At 68.7% G+C, this 15,358-nt stretch carries 14 protein-coding genes; 2 read left to right on the forward strand and 12 right to left on the reverse strand.

Annotated features, from left to right (window positions below; translation table 11 throughout):
• Window positions 1–108: 108 nt before the first annotated feature.
• On the reverse strand, window positions 109–528 hold the full coding sequence (locus CDN36_RS09970; protein WP_150555305.1) for a YybH family protein: 420 nt from the start codon (window positions 526–528) through the stop codon (window positions 109–111).
• A gap of 238 nt (window positions 529–766) precedes the next feature.
• Between CDN36_RS09970 and CDN36_RS09975 the strand changes: the two genes are divergently transcribed.
• Window positions 767–1,426: a TetR/AcrR family transcriptional regulator gene (locus CDN36_RS09975; RefSeq protein ID WP_150555304.1), complete on the forward strand. Its 660-nt coding sequence runs from the start codon at window positions 767–769 to the stop codon at window positions 1,424–1,426.
• A gap of 61 nt (window positions 1,427–1,487) precedes the next feature.
• On the opposite strand, the gene CDN36_RS09980 is transcribed toward CDN36_RS09975, so the two are convergent.
• Window positions 1,488–2,393: a LysR family transcriptional regulator gene (locus CDN36_RS09980; protein ID WP_287496640.1), complete on the reverse strand. Its 906-nt coding sequence runs from the start codon at window positions 2,391–2,393 to the stop codon at window positions 1,488–1,490.
• A 239-nt stretch (window positions 2,394–2,632) separates the two neighbouring features.
• Between CDN36_RS09980 and CDN36_RS09985 the strand changes: the two genes are divergently transcribed.
• A complete protein-coding gene (locus tag CDN36_RS09985) occupies window positions 2,633–3,391 on the forward strand; it encodes an SDR family NAD(P)-dependent oxidoreductase (protein ID WP_150555302.1) in 759 nt (252 codons plus the stop codon).
• A gap of 54 nt (window positions 3,392–3,445) precedes the next feature.
• On the opposite strand, the gene CDN36_RS09990 is transcribed toward CDN36_RS09985, so the two are convergent.
• From CDN36_RS09990 to ilvD, 10 genes are all read right to left on the reverse strand, one after another.
• On the reverse strand, window positions 3,446–4,390 hold the full coding sequence (locus CDN36_RS09990) for a DMT family transporter (protein WP_150555301.1): 945 nt from the start codon (window positions 4,388–4,390) through the stop codon (window positions 3,446–3,448).
• Entirely contained in the window at window positions 4,383–4,862 is a 480-nt protein-coding gene (locus tag CDN36_RS09995; RefSeq protein WP_150555300.1) for an Lrp/AsnC family transcriptional regulator, read from the reverse strand. Before CDN36_RS09995 ends, CDN36_RS09990 begins: the two co-directional genes overlap by 8 nt.
• 365 nt (window positions 4,863–5,227) lie before the next feature.
• Window positions 5,228–6,541 (reverse strand): porin, encoded by a 1,314-nt coding sequence (locus tag CDN36_RS10000; RefSeq protein ID WP_287496641.1) that lies wholly within the window; start codon window positions 6,539–6,541, stop codon window positions 5,228–5,230.
• Window positions 6,542–6,639: 98 nt separating this feature from the next.
• Window positions 6,640–8,010, reverse strand: coding sequence for an MFS transporter (locus CDN36_RS10005; protein WP_150555299.1), 1,371 nt, complete (start codon window positions 8,008–8,010; stop codon window positions 6,640–6,642).
• Window positions 8,011–8,188: 178 nt separating this feature from the next.
• Window positions 8,189–9,499 (reverse strand): FAD-dependent oxidoreductase, encoded by a 1,311-nt coding sequence (locus CDN36_RS10010; RefSeq protein WP_287496642.1) that lies wholly within the window; start codon window positions 9,497–9,499, stop codon window positions 8,189–8,191.
• Between the two features lie 23 nt (window positions 9,500–9,522).
• Window positions 9,523–10,011 carry an aconitase X swivel domain-containing protein gene (locus CDN36_RS10015; protein ID WP_150555298.1) on the reverse strand — a complete coding sequence of 163 codons (489 nt, stop codon included), beginning with the start codon at window positions 10,009–10,011 and terminating at the stop codon, window positions 9,523–9,525.
• Window positions 10,008–11,297: an aconitase X gene (locus tag CDN36_RS10020; protein ID WP_287496643.1), complete on the reverse strand. Its 1,290-nt coding sequence runs from the start codon at window positions 11,295–11,297 to the stop codon at window positions 10,008–10,010. The genes CDN36_RS10015 and CDN36_RS10020 overlap by 4 nt, the downstream gene beginning before the upstream one ends.
• A gap of 80 nt (window positions 11,298–11,377) precedes the next feature.
• Window positions 11,378–12,256, reverse strand: a complete 879-nt coding sequence (locus CDN36_RS10025; RefSeq protein WP_287496644.1) for a TauD/TfdA dioxygenase family protein — start codon at window positions 12,254–12,256, stop codon at window positions 11,378–11,380.
• A 34-nt stretch (window positions 12,257–12,290) separates the two neighbouring features.
• The gene (locus CDN36_RS10030) at window positions 12,291–13,658 is read right to left on the reverse strand and encodes an MFS transporter (RefSeq protein WP_150555296.1); all 1,368 of its coding nucleotides are present in this window, start codon (window positions 13,656–13,658) and stop codon (window positions 12,291–12,293) included.
• Window positions 13,655–15,355, reverse strand: a complete 1,701-nt coding sequence (gene ilvD, locus CDN36_RS10035; protein ID WP_150555295.1) for a dihydroxy-acid dehydratase — start codon at window positions 15,353–15,355, stop codon at window positions 13,655–13,657. Before ilvD ends, CDN36_RS10030 begins: the two co-directional genes overlap by 4 nt.
• Window positions 15,356–15,358 lie beyond the last annotated feature (3 nt).

Here is a 15,358-nt window from a genome sequence, read left to right on the forward strand (position 1 = left end):
GAACGCTCCTGGATATGTCAGAAAAGGGGGGCCAGTTCATGACTTCATGGCTGCATGGTTTCGTGGCCCCGTTCATCCCGCGGGGGAAAAACGCGAAGCGCCGGCGGGTCAGGGCGCAAACATCATCGGCACGGACGCATGCTCGTGCACCACGCGCCAGCGACCCTGCGACTTGCGATACGCCACCGTCGCCCGCACGGTGGCCCCGTGCGTTTGCCCGTCCGGGCCGGTATTGCGCACGACATTCACGCTGTGGCTGAACGCCAGTTCACCGGCGCATTCGAGATGCCATTGCGTGACTTCGAAGTGGATCGGCCCCACGGTGTGGCCGAACCAGCCTTCGAGCAGGCGGCGATAGGCGTCATGGCCGCGATGCTCGGTGGGCGGCATCACGTCGAACACCACGACCTCGGGGTCGTAGTGATCGAGCAGCGTGCCAACCTGCTTGGTGCGCACGGCGTCGAGCCATGCCGACTGGATCGCACGGATCGCGGCCTCGTCGCCGTGTGCGGGATACGTCTCAACCATAGTGCCTCCTGATGCAAAACGAGTGACTACCGATGGGGACTGCAACAGCGGCGACTTTCACGGCGCCCTCCGGCGCCGCCATGCACCGTGCGCCGGGGGGGGGGGCCGCTGCAACGGATCGCGCGCATTGCCCGCAATGCGGGTGATTCGCCGACCGCGAGGGCGCTGCCACTTGTCTTTGTGGACAGTGTACACAAACAATAGCAGACATAATGGACACTGTCCACAAGGAGTTGCAATGTCAGAACAAGAAACGACGACGGGACCGGCGCGCACGACGTACCGCCACGGCGATCTGCGCCGGGCATTGCTGGAAGCGGGAATCGCACTGGCGCGCGACGGAGGGCCCGACGCCGTGGTGCTGCGCGAAGCCACGCGCCGGGCCGGCGTCGTGCCAAACGCCGCGTACCGGCATTTCGCGAATCGTCAGGATCTGCTCGGCGCCGTGCGCTCGGCGGCGCTCGCCGAGCTGGCGGTGGCCATCGAGCGCGAGCTATCGGCGCTCATCGCGCTGCCTTCGCTCGACCGCGTGGCGCTGGCGCGGGCGCGCATGCGGGCCGTGGGCGTGGGCTATCTGCGTTTTGCGCGGGCCGAGCCGGGGCTCTTTCACACGGCGTTCGCGCCGTCGGAGAACGTGCGTTCGCCCGCTGATCCGGCCAAAGCGGGGGCGAGCGGGCTGAATCCGTTCGAATTGCTCGGTGCAGCGCTCGACGGCATGCTGGCCGCGGGCATCATCGATCCGGCACAGCGACCCGGCGCCGAATATCTGGCGTGGGCGGCGGTGCACGGGCTGTCGGTGCTCGTCATCGACGGTCCGCTACGCGATTTACCCGACAACGAGGTCGACGCTCTCGGTCATCGGCTCGTTGCGATGGTCGAGCGCGGGCTGGCGCAGTAACGGCCGTCATTGACGTCGACCGGATGTGGGCCGTGGGCCGGCAAGGCGCGCTACCGCTGGCTCAAGTGGCCGTCAGGCGCGGCGTGAGCAGATCGGCCAGCCAGTTCATGAACGCCTGCACGCGGCGCGGCAGATGCCGCCGATTGGCATAGAGCAGCGTGACGGCGAGCGGCTCGGCCTGATATTGCGGCAGCACTTCGCGCAGCGTCCCTTCCGCCAGATGTCCGCGCACGCCGCTCTCGGGCGCCTGGATCAGGCCGAGCCCGGCGAGGCACGCCGCCTGATAGGCGTCGGCGTTGTTCACGGTGAGCACGCCCTCCATGGGCCATTGCGCGTAGCGCTCGCCGTCGAAATACTCCCATCCGGCCGGGCGTGTACCGAGCGTGGTCGTGTAGTACACCAGCCGATGAGCGCTCAAATCCTCGAGCGTTTGCGGCACGCCGTAGCGTTCGAGATACGCCGGACTGGCCACGTTGATCTGCCGCATGCGGCCCAGCGGGCGGGCGATCAGCGTCGAGTCGCCGATGGCGCCCACGCGCAGCACGCAGTCGAAGCCCTCGCGCACGAGGTCCACGCGTCGGTCGGTGCTCGACAGCTCCACCTGCAGCGCCGGGTGCTGGGCGAGAAACGCGGGCAATTGCGGAATGACGGTCGTGCGCGCGAGCGTGGCCGGCAGGTCTACGCGCAGACGACCCGTGAGCGCCTCGTCGCTCGCCACGAACATCGTCTCCCATTCCTCCATGTCGGCGAGCAGGTCCTGGCATCGCTCCAGGCATGCCTGCCCGTCCTGCGTGAGCTGTACCCGCCGCGTGGTCCGGTGCAGCAAACGCGTGCCGAGCTTCGTCTCGAGCTGCTTGATGGCGTTGGAGACGCTCGCTCGCGGCAGGCCGAGGCTGTCGGCCGCCTGTGTGAAGCTGCCGGTTTCAGTTACGCGCACGAAGATGCGCATGGCGTCGAGCTGATGCATGGCGAGTCGCGATCCGTCGATCGATTGTTATCAGAATTTGATCAGTGTAATTAAATTTGCCTGATTTATTGGTGAAATTCGTTGCAATAGCATGTTGAACATAGCGAGGCGCCCGGCATGCAGCAAGGCGGGTGCGGCGCGAACACGGGACGCGACGGGCGGTGTACAGGCCGGTCGACGCGTCGTTCAACGGGGCCGCCGCCCGCGCGGCGGGGCCCGATGCTCACAGGAGAATCACCATGACTCGCAAGATCGTACTCATCACCGGCGGCAGCCGTGGACTGGGCCGTGCATCGGCATTGGCGGCGGCACGTCGCGGCATCGACGTCATCCTCACCTATCGCAGCCAGCGCGCCGAAGCGGACGCCGTCGTCGCCGAAATCGACAGGCTCGGCGCGAATGCGGTGGCGTTGCCGCTCGACGTCGCGGACGCCGCGCAGTTCGCCCCGTTCGCGGCGCAAATCCGTCGCGTGCTGCGCGAGGTGTTCAGGCGCGACACGTTCGACTTTCTGGTGAACAACGCCGGCACGGGACTGCACGCCATGTTCGCCGAGACCACCGAAGCGCAGTTCGACGAGCTCGTGCGCGTGCATCTGAAAGGCCCGTACTTTCTCACGCAGGCGTTGCTGCCGCTGATCGCCGACGGCGGCCGCATTCTGAACGTGTCGAGCGGTCTGGCGCGTTTCTCGCTGCCGGGCTCGTCGGCTTACGCGATGATGAAGGGCGGCATCGAAGTGTTTTCGCGCTATCTCGCCAAGGAGCTGGGCGCACGCGGCATTCGCGCCAACACGGTCGCGCCCGGCGCGATCGCCACCGACTTCAACGGCGGCACGGTGCGCGACAACCATAGCGTGCACCAGATGGTCGCGACGAATACGGCGCTCGGCCGCGTGGGCGAGGCCGACGACATCGGCGGCATGGTGGCGTCGCTGCTGGCCGAGGAGACCGGCTGGATCAATGCGCAACGCATCGAGGCCTCGGGCGGCATGTTCATCTGAGACGGCGCCCAAAGCCTGCACGGCACGCCCGGGAAGTCCGGGCGTTCGCGCCGTTCAGCGCGAGGCGCGGCGCGAGCGCATGGCGCCGGACCAGGCAACGGCCCCGACGATGCACACGCCGCCGACGGCCATCTTCAACGTGGGCGACGTGCCGAACAGGGCCCACGCAAAGGCAATGGCGTAGACCGGCTCCAGCGCGATCACGACAGCTGCCTGACTGGCCTTGACGGCGCGCAGCGCGTGAATGAAGAGCGTGTAGGCGAGCGCGGTGCACACCACACCCAGGCACGCGAGCCAGCCCCACTGCGCGGCGGGCAGCGTAAGCGCTTCGCGCCATGCGAGCGGGGCGAGCACGAGCACGATGCCCAGGCATTGCCACCAGCTCGCCTGGAGCGGCGACGCCTGCGCGCCGAGCACGCGGTTGGACAGTGCGATCACGGCATAGATGGCGCCCGAGAGTACACCCCACGCGAGGCCGACGCTCGCGCCGGCGCGCCAGTCGAAGGCCGGCGTCACGAGCGCCAGTCCTACGCACACCAGGCCGATGACGCCGAGATCACCCGCGCCGGGGCGTTCTCGCCGCAGCGGCCATTCGAGCAGGATCACGAACGCAGGAAAGCACGCGAAGCCGAGCGTGCCGACGGCGACGCCGCCCGCCTTGATCGCGAGAAAGAATGCGAGCCAGTGCACGGCAAGCAGCCCCCCCGCGACGACGAGCCGCAGCGCGGCGCTCGCCGGCAGGCCGCGCCAGGGTGCGCCGCCCGAGAGCCGAGCCGCGGCGCGCAAGCCCGCGAGTCCCGCGAGGGCAATGACCGTGAGCGCGATCCAGGAAAAGAGTCCGCGCCCGAACACGATCATGGTGCTCGACGCGGCGATATGCTCGCCGAACAGCGCCGAGGCGCCGAACAGCATGGCCGCGGCGTGCAGGGCGATCTGGTGGCCGGCGCCGCCATGCGGCGCTCGCGCGCGGGCCGCCGCGGACGACGCGCCCTCAGGCATCGCTTGGCGCGTCGGGCACCGGGACGGCCGTGGTGTACATGACCTGCTTGAGCGCGAAGCTCGAACGGATGTTGCGAATGCCCGGAATGCGCGAAAGGCGATCGGTGATGAGCGTCTCGTAGGCGCTCATGTCGCTCACCATGACGCGCAGCAGGTAGTCGGCATCGCCCGACATCAGGTAACACTCCATGACGTTGGGTAACGCGGTGACGGCGGCCTCGAAGGCGTCGAGCCCATCGCGATTCTGGTTCTCGAGGGTGACGTGGATGAAGACGTTGATGTGCAGCCCGAGGCGGGAAGGATCGAGCAGCGTCACGCGCTGCCGGATGTAGCCCGCCGCTTCGAGCGCCTTGACGCGCGCGAGACACGGCGACGGGGACAGGTTTACCCGCGAGGCGAGTTCTACGTTGGTGAGGCGGGCGTCGGCTTGCAGCTCCCGCAGAATCTTCAGATCAATGGCGTCGAGTTCCATACCACAGTGCGCTCGCGGCCCCGGATGAGGGCCGGCGTTCCAGTCAATTGGCCGCCCGGTCGGCGACAGTGCCGCAATACTAGCCTATTTGGCCGTTCACCAATCAGTTCACCAATCAGTTCACCAATCGGTTCACCAACGGGTTCACAGCGGGGTCGCCAACGGATATGCCGCCGGGTTCACCATTGTCTCGTGCCCCGAGGCGCCCGGCAATTCACAGGTAACCTGATAATGGGCCCGCAATCGGGATCTGAATTTCGCCTCGATGCGCTAACAGGTGCTGCGCCTGCAAATCGCCGGACCCCTGCCTCGATACCGGATGCGACATTGGACGCCGCTCGACGCGCGTGACGCCTCGCACGCGATCAGAACCGATGGCGCAGCCCCGCGAGCACGGCCACCTGGTTCCTTACGCCGGCGCCGGCCGGGCCGAACGCGTTGATCGCGGCCACTGTCGCATCGCCCGCGGCGCGTTGATAGATCACGGACGCATGCAGGTCCGTGCGCTTGGAGAAGTAATAGGCGGCGCCCGCGTCGATCTGATGCCAGCGCGCCCGCGTGCCCGAGGCGAACGACGTCGCCCCCGCGCCGGTATAGCCCGAAGCATCGGTGAAGATGTAGCCGATGCCCGCCATGATCGCCGGCGTGAACTGGTAGCGCGTGTTGATTTCGTAATTGTCCACGCGCAGGTCCTGCCCGTTCTGATAGCGCAGCCGCGTGTCGGTGAGCACGGCGCTCACGCGCGCGTTGCCGAAGCGGTAGCTGCCCGCCACGCCGATCACGTCCTGACGCGAGACGAAACCCGAGTTGTAGAAAAGGCTCGTCGAGAGCGTGTATTCGTCGCCGATGGCGCCGCCCGGATTGGTCGACGTGGCGGCCGACGCCGACGGGTTGCTCAGATGCAGAAATGATGCCGCCGCGGCGAGCGGCCCGCGCTGGAACTGGATGCCGAAACCGAGCGCGCGGTTGTTCGCGAAGCCGCTGCTGCCCGAGTTCGCGCTCTGGTTGCTGAACGCGTAGAGCGCGCCGAGCGTGAGGCCGGCCATCGGCGAGTACTCGTACTTGACCGACTGGTTCAGGCGGAACGTCGAGAAGGTGTTGTCGACGTCGCCCACGTGCGCACCATAGATGCTGCCGAACTGCGTCCACGATTCGAACGGCGACAGATAGACGAAACCGAATTCGTACTGGCGCCCGAAGGTCAGCGTGCCCCAGCGGGGATTGGACAATCCGGCGAACGCCTGCCGGCCGAACATGCGCCCGCCCTGCCCGAGCGTGCCGTTGATGCCGCTGAACCCGTTCTCGAGCGTGAAGATGGCCTTCGTGCCGTCGCCGAGGTCTTCGCTGCCGGTCAGGCCGAAGCGGTCGCCGCTGCCGAAGCCTGTGGCCAGACCCACGCGGCTCGCGCCCTTGGCGCCCACACTGGACGCGACATTGTTCGTGTAGCTGATGCCGTTGTCGATGATGCCGTAGAGCTGCACCGAGCTTTGTGCGAGCGCCGGCAACGGGCTCAGCCCGAGGCCGGCGGCAGCGAGCCCCAGGGCGGCGAGGCGCGCCGGCGTGCGCGCCATGCGACGCGAACGTGGCGTGCAGGCGGCCCGGACCGGGCCGGCGAACTCGGTGTGGCGATCGGGCGGGCACGAGAAGGGCCGTCCCACGCGCGCAGGGCGTTGGATCATGTTGTCTCCTGTAGATGTCTTGTAATGAATGGGGGGCCGCGTGCGGCGGCGCGCCGCGCTCGTGCGAAACCGCATCGCCCGGCCGGGGCGCCGGCGTCTCAGCTCTTGGCTGCGGCCGAAGCTGCCGACGCAGCCGGAGCGCCGTCGGCACCGGCATGGCGCGTCGTGCGCCCGAGCACCAGCGCGAGCAGCACGACGACGGCAACCGGTACGGCCGCCGCCACGAACAGCGTGGAGACCGGTAGCGAGAGCGAGAGCAGCAGGCCGCCGATCATCGGTCCCGAGATCGAGCCGATCTTGGCCACGCCGATGGCCGTGCCCGTGCCTTTGCCGCGAATCGCGCTCGGATAGACGGTCGGCGCCACGGCGTTCAGCCCCGACTGCGTGCCGGCCACGCAGAACCCGACGAGGAACACCACGGCGCTTAGCAGCATTGCCGGCATGCCGCTGCCGAGCAGCGCGACGAGCGGGCAGCCCACGAGCGGCAGGAACACGATCATGCGCGCGCCGTAACGGTCGATGAAGCGCATCAACGCGAGCCCGCCGGCCGTGCCGCCGATCGAGAACATCGCCGAGACCAGCGCGGCCTGTCTGGCGGGCACGCCCACGGCTTCGACGAGCAGCGGCAGCCAGTTCTGCAGTGCGAAGAGCGCCATCGAATTGGCGATGTAGGCGAGCCACAGCACCGGTGTGAGCGTGCGCAGGCGCCCCTCGAAGAGCATGGCCCAGCGAAACGGCGTGGGCGCGGGCTCGTCGCCAACGTAAAAGCGCGTGGACGTGTCGACGTTGGCCGCCGGATCGATCCTGCGCACGAGCCGCACGACTTCGGCGGGACGCCAGCCCTTGAGCACGAGAAAGCGCAGCGACTCGGGCATCACCACGGCGAGCACGGCGGCCACGGCGATCGGCGCGATGCCGCCAATGAGAAAGATCGCCTGCCATCCGTATGGACCGACGAGCATGGCCGCGACCGCGCCGCCCAGGCTCGCGCCGAGCGTATAGCCGGTGAACATGAGCGTGACCCATGTGGCGCGCAGGCGCTTCGGCGCGAACTCGGAGATCAGTACGAAAGCGTTGGGCACCGCGCCGCCGATGCCGACGCCGGCCAGAAAGCGCAGGATCAGCAGATGGTCGATGGTGCTCGCGCCGACCGTCGCGAGCGTGAGCACACCGTACCAGAGCGCGCCCCACAGCAGCGCTCGCTTGCGTCCGTAGCGGTCGCCGAGAATGCCGAACAGGATCGAGCCGACCATGATCCCGAACACGTTGATGCCGAACGCGGGGCCCAGTGCGGCGCGCGGAATCTGCCAGTCGCGCACCAGCGAGGGCGCCGCGTAGGCGAGCGCGGTGAGTTCGTAGCCGTCGGTGAGCATCAGAATCCAGGCGCAGAAGATGGTCAGAAATGCGAAGCGCCCGGGCTTTTGCGCGTCGATGAGACGCGAGATATCCATCGATTGCAGCGTTGCCATGTCTCCTCCATATGCCGGGTCGCCCGTAAGCGCCGGCTTCAGGAACCCGGGAGGCCGCACGTATATGCGCGCCTTCCCGGCAAGTTTCACTACGTCGTCACCTCGCTTCGGCCCGCCTCGCGCCATGCCGCGTCGCGTCCGGCGCCGCACGGCGCCTTGCCGCGAGGCGCGCCACGTCTCATGACAGATGCGGCGGGTCGATCCGATCGACGTTGTCCGCGATACGGCGGCGCAACTCCGCGCGGTCGATCTCGTGGACGCTGCCGGTGTCGGCCAGATCGAGCGCATGCGCCGCCGCCGCGCCCATCGCGATACACGGCCCCATCACGCGCACGCTCGACAGCGCGCTGGCGTCGGCATCGATGCAGCGGCCCGCGGCGACCACGTTGTCGGCGTCCGCCGCGAGCAGACTGCCCAGCGGCACGGTGTGCAGGTGGTCGTCGCCGAAGGGCTGCCAGACATAACCTTCCGGACGGTCGTGCAGCTCGATCGGCCACGACGTGCGCGCGACCGCGTCGGGGAACTGCGTGGCGGCGATCACTTCGTCCGAGCTCAGAGTGTGCGTGCCGACGATCCAGCGCGTTTGCCGGATGCCGGGCAGCCCGTAGCTGCGAATGCGCGCGTTGCGGTAGACGTCGGGATATTCCGCCTTGAGGAACTCGAAGGCGCGGTCCGCCTGATCGCGTCCCACGAGCGCCGTATGCGAGGCGGCCACCGGCTCGAGCGGCGTCTCGATGTGCGTCATGTTGGCGATGCCGATGTTGCGGCCGCGGAAATAGAACACGAGCCCGTCCTTGCGCTCGAGTCCGTAGGCGTTCGCGCGGCTCGCCACGCGCTCCTTGAATTCGGCCGGCGTCGGCGCGTGCGTCTCGTCGAGCCCTTCGAGCACGACCATCTGCGTGCCGTGCACCGGCGTTGCCGGCTCGCGGCATGACAGGCCCGCGTTCCAGGCAAGGGCGGCGTCGCCGCTCGCGTCGATGAAGCCCCTGGCGTCCACGTGTACGTCGCCGTAGCGCGTGGCGAGCGTCACGCGTTGCACGCGGCGGCCTTCCCGGGCGACGTGGCCGATGACTGCGCCCAGGATCACCGTGACGCCCGCTTCGAGAATCTTGCGCTCGATCCAGCGCGAGAGCGCGACTTCGTCGTACAGCACCACGGTCGTGAGCGGGCCTTCCTTGTAGTGCAGCGCGCCTTGCGCACCGAGGTCGCGCAAAATGCCGTCGGCAATCCCGTGCGTGACCTGAAAGCGCCCGGGGCCGTTCGAGAACAGGCCGCAGAACGTGCCGATGATCGAGTTGACGGCCTGGCCGCCCAGGGCGGGCAGGCTGTCGACGAGCACGACCTTGCGGCCGAGCGCGGCCGCCTCGAGCGCGGCCGAGGTGCCCGAGATGCCGGCGCCGACGATGCAGATGTCGGCGTCGACGTGCCAGGCAGGGGGATGGGGCGCGCGGCGTACCACGCGAATATGGGTGTCCAATTGGGTGTCCAATGGCGTCTCCAGTAAAAGCCGGTTCAGGGAAGGGGCGCGACGCGCCGGGTCACTTCGACCACGCCGCGATCGGCGTCGACGACCACCCAGTCGCCCGTCCGGATGAGCGAGAGCGGATCGCGGTCGAAGTCCGTCAGCGCCGGCGCGTGCGTGACGACGGCGCCGAGCGCCATCTTGGTCGTCATCTCGTTGAACAGCATGGCAACGGGCGCGGCGCCGGCCAGCCGGGCGATGTGGAACTGGCTCGACCATCCCGACGAGCCTTTCGCCCCGGGGAAGACGAGCACCTTGCCGGCGAAACTCACGCCGCGAAGCTCGTGGCGCGTCTCGATCACCGTGCCGGTGCGCGGATCGATGCCGCCCCAGCCCGAGATGCGATCGCGCGTGACGAGCGCCTCGCCTTCGGCGCGTCCGCCGACCACGCGCCGGCCATGCAGCAAGAAGGTCCGCGTCTCGTGCGCGCCGGGCGCCTGGCCAGCGTCCTGCCGTGTCGTTGGTGTCGTGGTGCTCATGCCAGCGCTCCCGTCCAGCGACCGCTGACGGCGGCCGAAATGCACTCGGCCGTGGTGCCGCACCACGCCTGGATGTTCATGATGGCCGGCAGGTAGTGCGCCTGCTTGGCCGAATCGACGGCGGCCACACGCGTGCCGCGGGGCACGACGCGGCCGAGCGCGGAGCAGGTGTCGCTCATCAGATGCGCACCGGCCGCTTCGATGATCCGCGTGTAGCCGGCCTGATCGGCCAGTTGCCGCGTGGCGCGCGGCGTGAAGATCCACAGCTCGGTGTTTTCGTGCACCTTCTGGCCTTCGAGCAGCTGGCAGACTTCCCAGATCTGTTCGATGGAGTAGTGCGGGCAGCCGAGCATCACGAAATCGATGTCGCGATCGCGCGCGGTGGTGTTCACGCGCTCGTAGGCGAGCCGTCGCTCGGCGGCGCCGTAGCGCAGCGTCTGGCGCGGCCTGCGCGGGCCGAACGCTTCGTCGAGCGTGCGCGCTTCGGGCGTCATGCCCACGATGTGATACATCTCGACGCCGCCAGAGGACGCGGCCGCCGCACCGAAGTGCTTCAGGCGCGGCAGGTTGGCCGGGCCGCGAATGCCCTGCATCACGGGAATGCCTTCCGAGACGACTTCGCCGACGTAGTAGCCGAGCAGCCCCCATTCGAAGACGTTGTCGATCGGCACCTCGACCTGCACGAGATCGGTCCCGTAACGGTTCTGCGCGAGATGCAGGCCCCAGTACGGAATCTTGCCGGTGACCATGGCGGCGCCCGCGCTCTCGCGGCCCTCGGCATTGCTGCGCGCGCCGAGCACGGCGTTGATGTACACCACCGCCGAGGACTCCATCCATGCGCAGTGCTCGCCGCGCACCGGCACGTTGCCCACCTGGTACGGCGCGCACGTGTGCAGCGGCTGCACGCCGAGACGCCCGGCGTATGCTTCGCCGGCGCGGTACAGCGTGACCACCTCCGGCGCAATGCCTTGCCGCTCGGCATGCTCGGGGTCGAAGCCCTGCTGCAGGTGGCTGCTGTATGCCTTCATCGGGGGCACGGGCACGACTTCGGCGCTGTCGAGGTTGAATTCGGAGAACACGGCATCGAGATCGAGCGCGCCGCCGCGCGTGCCGTACTCGCGCAGGAACGGCGTGGTCGCGCCGAGCGTGCCGCACACGTTGTTGGTGTCGACGAGGCGTTCGGCGCCGAGCGCCTCGCCATAGCGCACCAGCAGGTCCATGGCCTTCTGTACGGCGGGGCCCTGGGCGCCGTCGAGCATGGCCTGCTCGTCGGGGGTCAGTTGCATGGGGAAAGCTCCTTGGTGAGAGTGGGGGCGCCGCAGCTTCGGGGCGTCGGCCGCCGCAGGCGCGAGCGCATCGGTTCGCCTCAGGCGTCGAGCGTCGTGGCGCGTCGCAGCTCGCGGCGCTGCGAGAAGTCGAAGCGCCGGCCACGATGCAGCGTGCAGCGGTTGTCCCACATGACCAGATCGCCCGGCTGCCACGTATGCCGATAGACGAACGCCGGTTGCGTGGCGTGTTCGAGCAGGTCGAGCAGCAGCACGCGGCCTTCGGCAATCGTCATGCCCAGAATGCGGCTCGCGTGGGCGCCGATGAACAGCGACGATCGGCCCCCCGGGTGCTGGCGCACGAGCGGCCAGACCGTGGGCGCAATCGCGGCGCGCTGCGCGGCGTCGTACTCGGTGTCGCCGAGAAGGAAGCGCGAGTGCAGGGCGTCGTGCTCGGCCTTCAGTTCGCGCAGCCACGCCTGCTGATCGGCCGGCAGCGCTTCGAACGCGGCGCGCATGTCGGCAAACTCGGTCTGTCCGCCCGCCGGTGGCACCACGACGGCGTAGAGCATCGAGTAGCGCGCCGAGGGGCGCTGGAACGAGCTGTCGCTGTGCCACAGCTGGTTGGCGATGTTGCCGACGATGCGACGATGCTCGCGACCGACGATCGCGCCGCTTTCGTCGAGATTGGAGATGTCGGCGAGCGTGTCGTGGCCGAGGCGGTTGTGCGGCTTGGCCACGCGCTTGAAGCCGACGTCGAGCGGGCCGAGCGCGCTGGCGAAATCGAGCTGCTGCTGCGGCGTGAGCGATTGTGCGCGAAACACGAGTACGCCGTAGTGCGTCATGGCGTCGTCGATGGCGCGCGCGGTCTCGGCGTCGACGGGCGCCGCGGTATCGAAGTCGTGCACGAGGCCCACGAAGTCGGGCGGCGTGGGGGCGGCATTGGCCGTCGAAGCACGCATCGCAGTGACCTGAAGCATGTTGTCTCCTGTGGAATGTTGTGTGTTGGGGCGCTCACGCCGACCTTGCGCGATGCGGCGCGGGATCTGGCGGCGCGCCGCCGTCGTGGCGATGAAGCATGCCGAGCGCGAAGGCGAAGATCGCCACGAGTCCGACCGGCACCGCGCCGAAGTAGAACAGGGCGCTCACCGGCCAGTGAAGCGAGAGCAGGGCGCCGCCGATGACCGGCCCCGCAATGGCGCCGATCTTCTGGATACCGACCGCCACGCCGACCCCCTTGGCGCGCAACGCCGTCGGGTACACCATGGCGGCCACGGCATTCAGGCCGAACTGCGCGCCGACCACGCAAAAGCCGATCATGAAGACAGCCGCGATCAACGCGCTTTGCGCAATGCCCGAACCGAGCGCGGCCACGAGCGGGCAGCCGATCAGCGGCAGCACCGCGACGATCAGCGCGCCGCGTGTATCGACGAATCGCATCAGCGCCAATCCGCCGATCGTGCCGCCCACCGAGAAAGCGCTGGAGACGAGCGCCGCGCGCGCGGGTGGCACGCCGATGGCTTCGATGAGCATGGGGAGCCAGCTGACGAGGAAGAACAGCGCCATCGAGTTCGCGACATAGACGGCCCACAACAGGGGCGTGACGCGCCGCAGCCGGCCGGCGAGCAATTGCCGCAGGCGAGCGTGCTGTGCGCCCGTCGCCTCGCTGCTCACCACGTATTGCATCTGCGCGTTGAAGACCTTGCCGGGGTGAAGCTGCGCGGCCACGCGCGCGATCTCGTGCGTGCGCCGCCGCTTGAGCGCGAGAAAGCGGATCGACTCGGGCACCCAGAGCGCGAGCATGACGGCCGCCAGCAAGGGCCCCACGCCGCCGATCACGAAGATCGCCTGCCAGCCGAAGCGCGGGATCATCCACGCGGCCACCACGCCGCCCAGGCCGGTGCCCACGCTGTATCCGGTGTACATCAGCGTGACCCATGTCGCGCGCAGCCGGCGCGGCGCGAATTCCGTCATGTAGGCGATGGCGTTGGGCACGACGCCGCCAATGCCGATGCCGGCAAGCAAGCGCAGCACGAGCAGCGTGCGCAGGTCGCTCGCGAATACCACGGCCAGCGTGAGCGCGGCGAGGATGCTCGAGCCGACGAGGATCGCGCGCTTGCGCCCGATGACGTCGCCCAGATAGCCCAGCACGAAGGCGCCGAGCATCGTGCCGAAGACGAACGCACCGAACGCCGGGCCCAGCGCCCCGCGATCGATGCCCCAGGCGCGCCCGATGGCAGGCGCGGCAAACGACAGGGCGCCGAGATCGTAGCCCTCGGTGAGCATCATCAATCCCATCAGCACGATGATGCGGATCGAGAAGCTGCCGACCTTTTGTGTCTCGACGACCTGATCGACGTCGACCGTGGCGGGGGCGCTCATGCGCGCTCTCCGTGGCCGTTGCGCCCGCTCAGCACGGCGCCCTGCGGCATCGGCGACACGTTCTCGCGATAGAGTTTCAGCCAGCCGCGCGCGGTGCTGCACGCCGGCGCGCGCCACTGTTGGCGGCGTTCGGCCCATTGGGCGTCGTCGAGCAGCGCGTCGCAGCGGCGCGTGTCGAGATCGATGACGATGGTGTCGCCGTCGCGCACCAGCGCGAGCGGCCCGCCCGTGGCCGCTTCGGGTGCGATTTCCGCGACTACGAGTCCCTTGCACACGAGCCCGGAGAGGTGGCCGTCCGTGAGCAGCGCGACCGATTCGCTCAGCCCTGCACCGTCGATGGCGAACACCACGCGCGACGCCCCGCCGCCCATGGCCGGCCCGCCGCACACGCCGGCGCCGCGCATGACGACCACGTGGCCGGGACGAATGTCGCCGCGGCGCAGCGCCTCGATCGCGGCGTCCGACGTATCGAAGCACAGCGCCGCGCCTTCGAAGCGGCGCGCCTTGTCGGGCGAGATGCCGAATTTCACGATGCCCGCCTCGGGGGCGAGGTTGCCGCGCAGCAGCACGATGGCGGGGCGCGATGCGAACGGACGCTCGACGGGCCGGATCACGTCGTCGTCGTGGATGGGAGCGTCCTGCACGTTTTGCGCCATCGTGGCGCCGCTGACGGTGAGCGCATCGCCGTGCAGCCACGGCAGCAGACGGCGCAGCACGGCGCGCGCTCCACCGGCGGCGTCGAACGCCTCGATGGTGTCCTCGCCGACGGGGCGAATGCCCGTGAGCACCGGGATCCGGTCGGCCAGCGATTCGAACAGGTGGTAGACGTCGACGTCGCACTGCGCCTCGGTGGCCACGGCCTGCAGGTGCTTGACGCTGTTGATCGACCCGCCCACGGCGAGCACCGCCATGGCGGCGTTGGCGAACGCCTGCGGCGTGAGGATCTTGCGCGGCGTGAGATCGGCCTCGACCATCTCCACGATGCGCTTGCCGGCGTCGCGCACCGTCGCGAACATCCGCTCGCTGTTGGCCGCGACGGGCGTGCTGCCCGGCAGCGCCATGCCCAGGGCTTCGCTCACGAGATGCATCGAGTTGGCCGTGCCGAGGCCCGAGCACACGCCGGGGCCGCGGATGGCATGGCGGCTCATGCCGACGAGTTCTTCCACCGGCAGATCACCCGTCACCACGTGCATGGCGCCGACGAACACGTCTTCGATATCGACGTGCTTGCCGCGATATTCGCCGCTCGCCTGATAGCCGCAGGCGACGATGAGACTCGGGATGTCGAGCCGCGCGGCGGCCATCAGTTGTCCGGGCACGGTCTTGTCGCACGAGGCCAGGCAGACCATGCCGTCGAGCAGGGCGCCTTCGACGGCGACTTCGATGTCGTTGGTGACGAGGTCGCGGGCCGACAGGATATAGGCGCCGCGCGCACCCGCGCCGGTAATGAAGTCGCTCGGTGCGGCCGTGCGGATTTCGAAGGGCAGGGCACCGGCGGCGCGAATGGCCTCCTTGAGCGCGGCAGCGACGCCGTCCAGATGGCTGAAGCAGCTCGCAAGCTCGGACGACGAATTGACGATGGCGATCTTCGGCTTTTCGAGATCTTCTTCGGCGATGCCCAGCGCACGCCATTGGGCAGCGCGCACCGCCCACAGATAGGAACCACGGGGGAAATTGCTTCGCAAGCGACGAGGCATGGT

Origin of the sequence: Pandoraea sp. CB10b_02, from assembly GCF_002216225.1 — a bacterium.
Taxonomy (GTDB): Bacteria; Pseudomonadota; Gammaproteobacteria; order Burkholderiales; family Burkholderiaceae; genus Pandoraea; species Pandoraea nosoerga.

Excerpts from the sequence above, each read along its gene's own strand:
- CDN36_RS10005 (WP_150555299.1), bottom strand. The coding sequence starts at position 8,010 with ATGGCAACGCTGCAATCGATGGATATCTCGCGTCTCATCGACGCGCAA.
- CDN36_RS09970 (WP_150555305.1), bottom strand. The coding sequence starts at position 528 with ATGGTTGAGACGTATCCCGCACACGGCGACGAGGCCGCGATCCGTGCG.
- CDN36_RS09985 (WP_150555302.1), top strand. The coding sequence starts at position 2,633 with ATGACTCGCAAGATCGTACTCATCACCGGCGGCAGCCGTGGACTGGGC.
- CDN36_RS10020 (WP_287496643.1), bottom strand. The coding sequence starts at position 11,297 with ATGCAACTGACCCCCGACGAGCAGGCCATGCTCGACGGCGCCCAGGGC.
- CDN36_RS09975 (WP_150555304.1), top strand. The coding sequence starts at position 767 with ATGTCAGAACAAGAAACGACGACGGGACCGGCGCGCACGACGTACCGC.
- CDN36_RS09980 (WP_287496640.1), bottom strand. The coding sequence starts at position 2,393 with ATGCATCAGCTCGACGCCATGCGCATCTTCGTGCGCGTAACTGAAACC.
- CDN36_RS09990 (WP_150555301.1), bottom strand. The coding sequence starts at position 4,390 with ATGCCTGAGGGCGCGTCGTCCGCGGCGGCCCGCGCGCGAGCGCCGCAT.
- CDN36_RS10000 (WP_287496641.1), bottom strand. The coding sequence starts at position 6,541 with ATGATCCAACGCCCTGCGCGCGTGGGACGGCCCTTCTCGTGCCCGCCC.
- CDN36_RS10015 (WP_150555298.1), bottom strand. The coding sequence starts at position 10,011 with ATGAGCACCACGACACCAACGACACGGCAGGACGCTGGCCAGGCGCCC.
- CDN36_RS10025 (WP_287496644.1), bottom strand. The coding sequence starts at position 12,256 with ATGCTTCAGGTCACTGCGATGCGTGCTTCGACGGCCAATGCCGCCCCC.
- CDN36_RS10030 (WP_150555296.1), bottom strand. The coding sequence starts at position 13,658 with ATGAGCGCCCCCGCCACGGTCGACGTCGATCAGGTCGTCGAGACACAA.
- ilvD (WP_150555295.1), bottom strand. The coding sequence starts at position 15,355 with ATGCCTCGTCGCTTGCGAAGCAATTTCCCCCGTGGTTCCTATCTGTGG.
- CDN36_RS09995 (WP_150555300.1), bottom strand. The coding sequence starts at position 4,862 with ATGGAACTCGACGCCATTGATCTGAAGATTCTGCGGGAGCTGCAAGCC.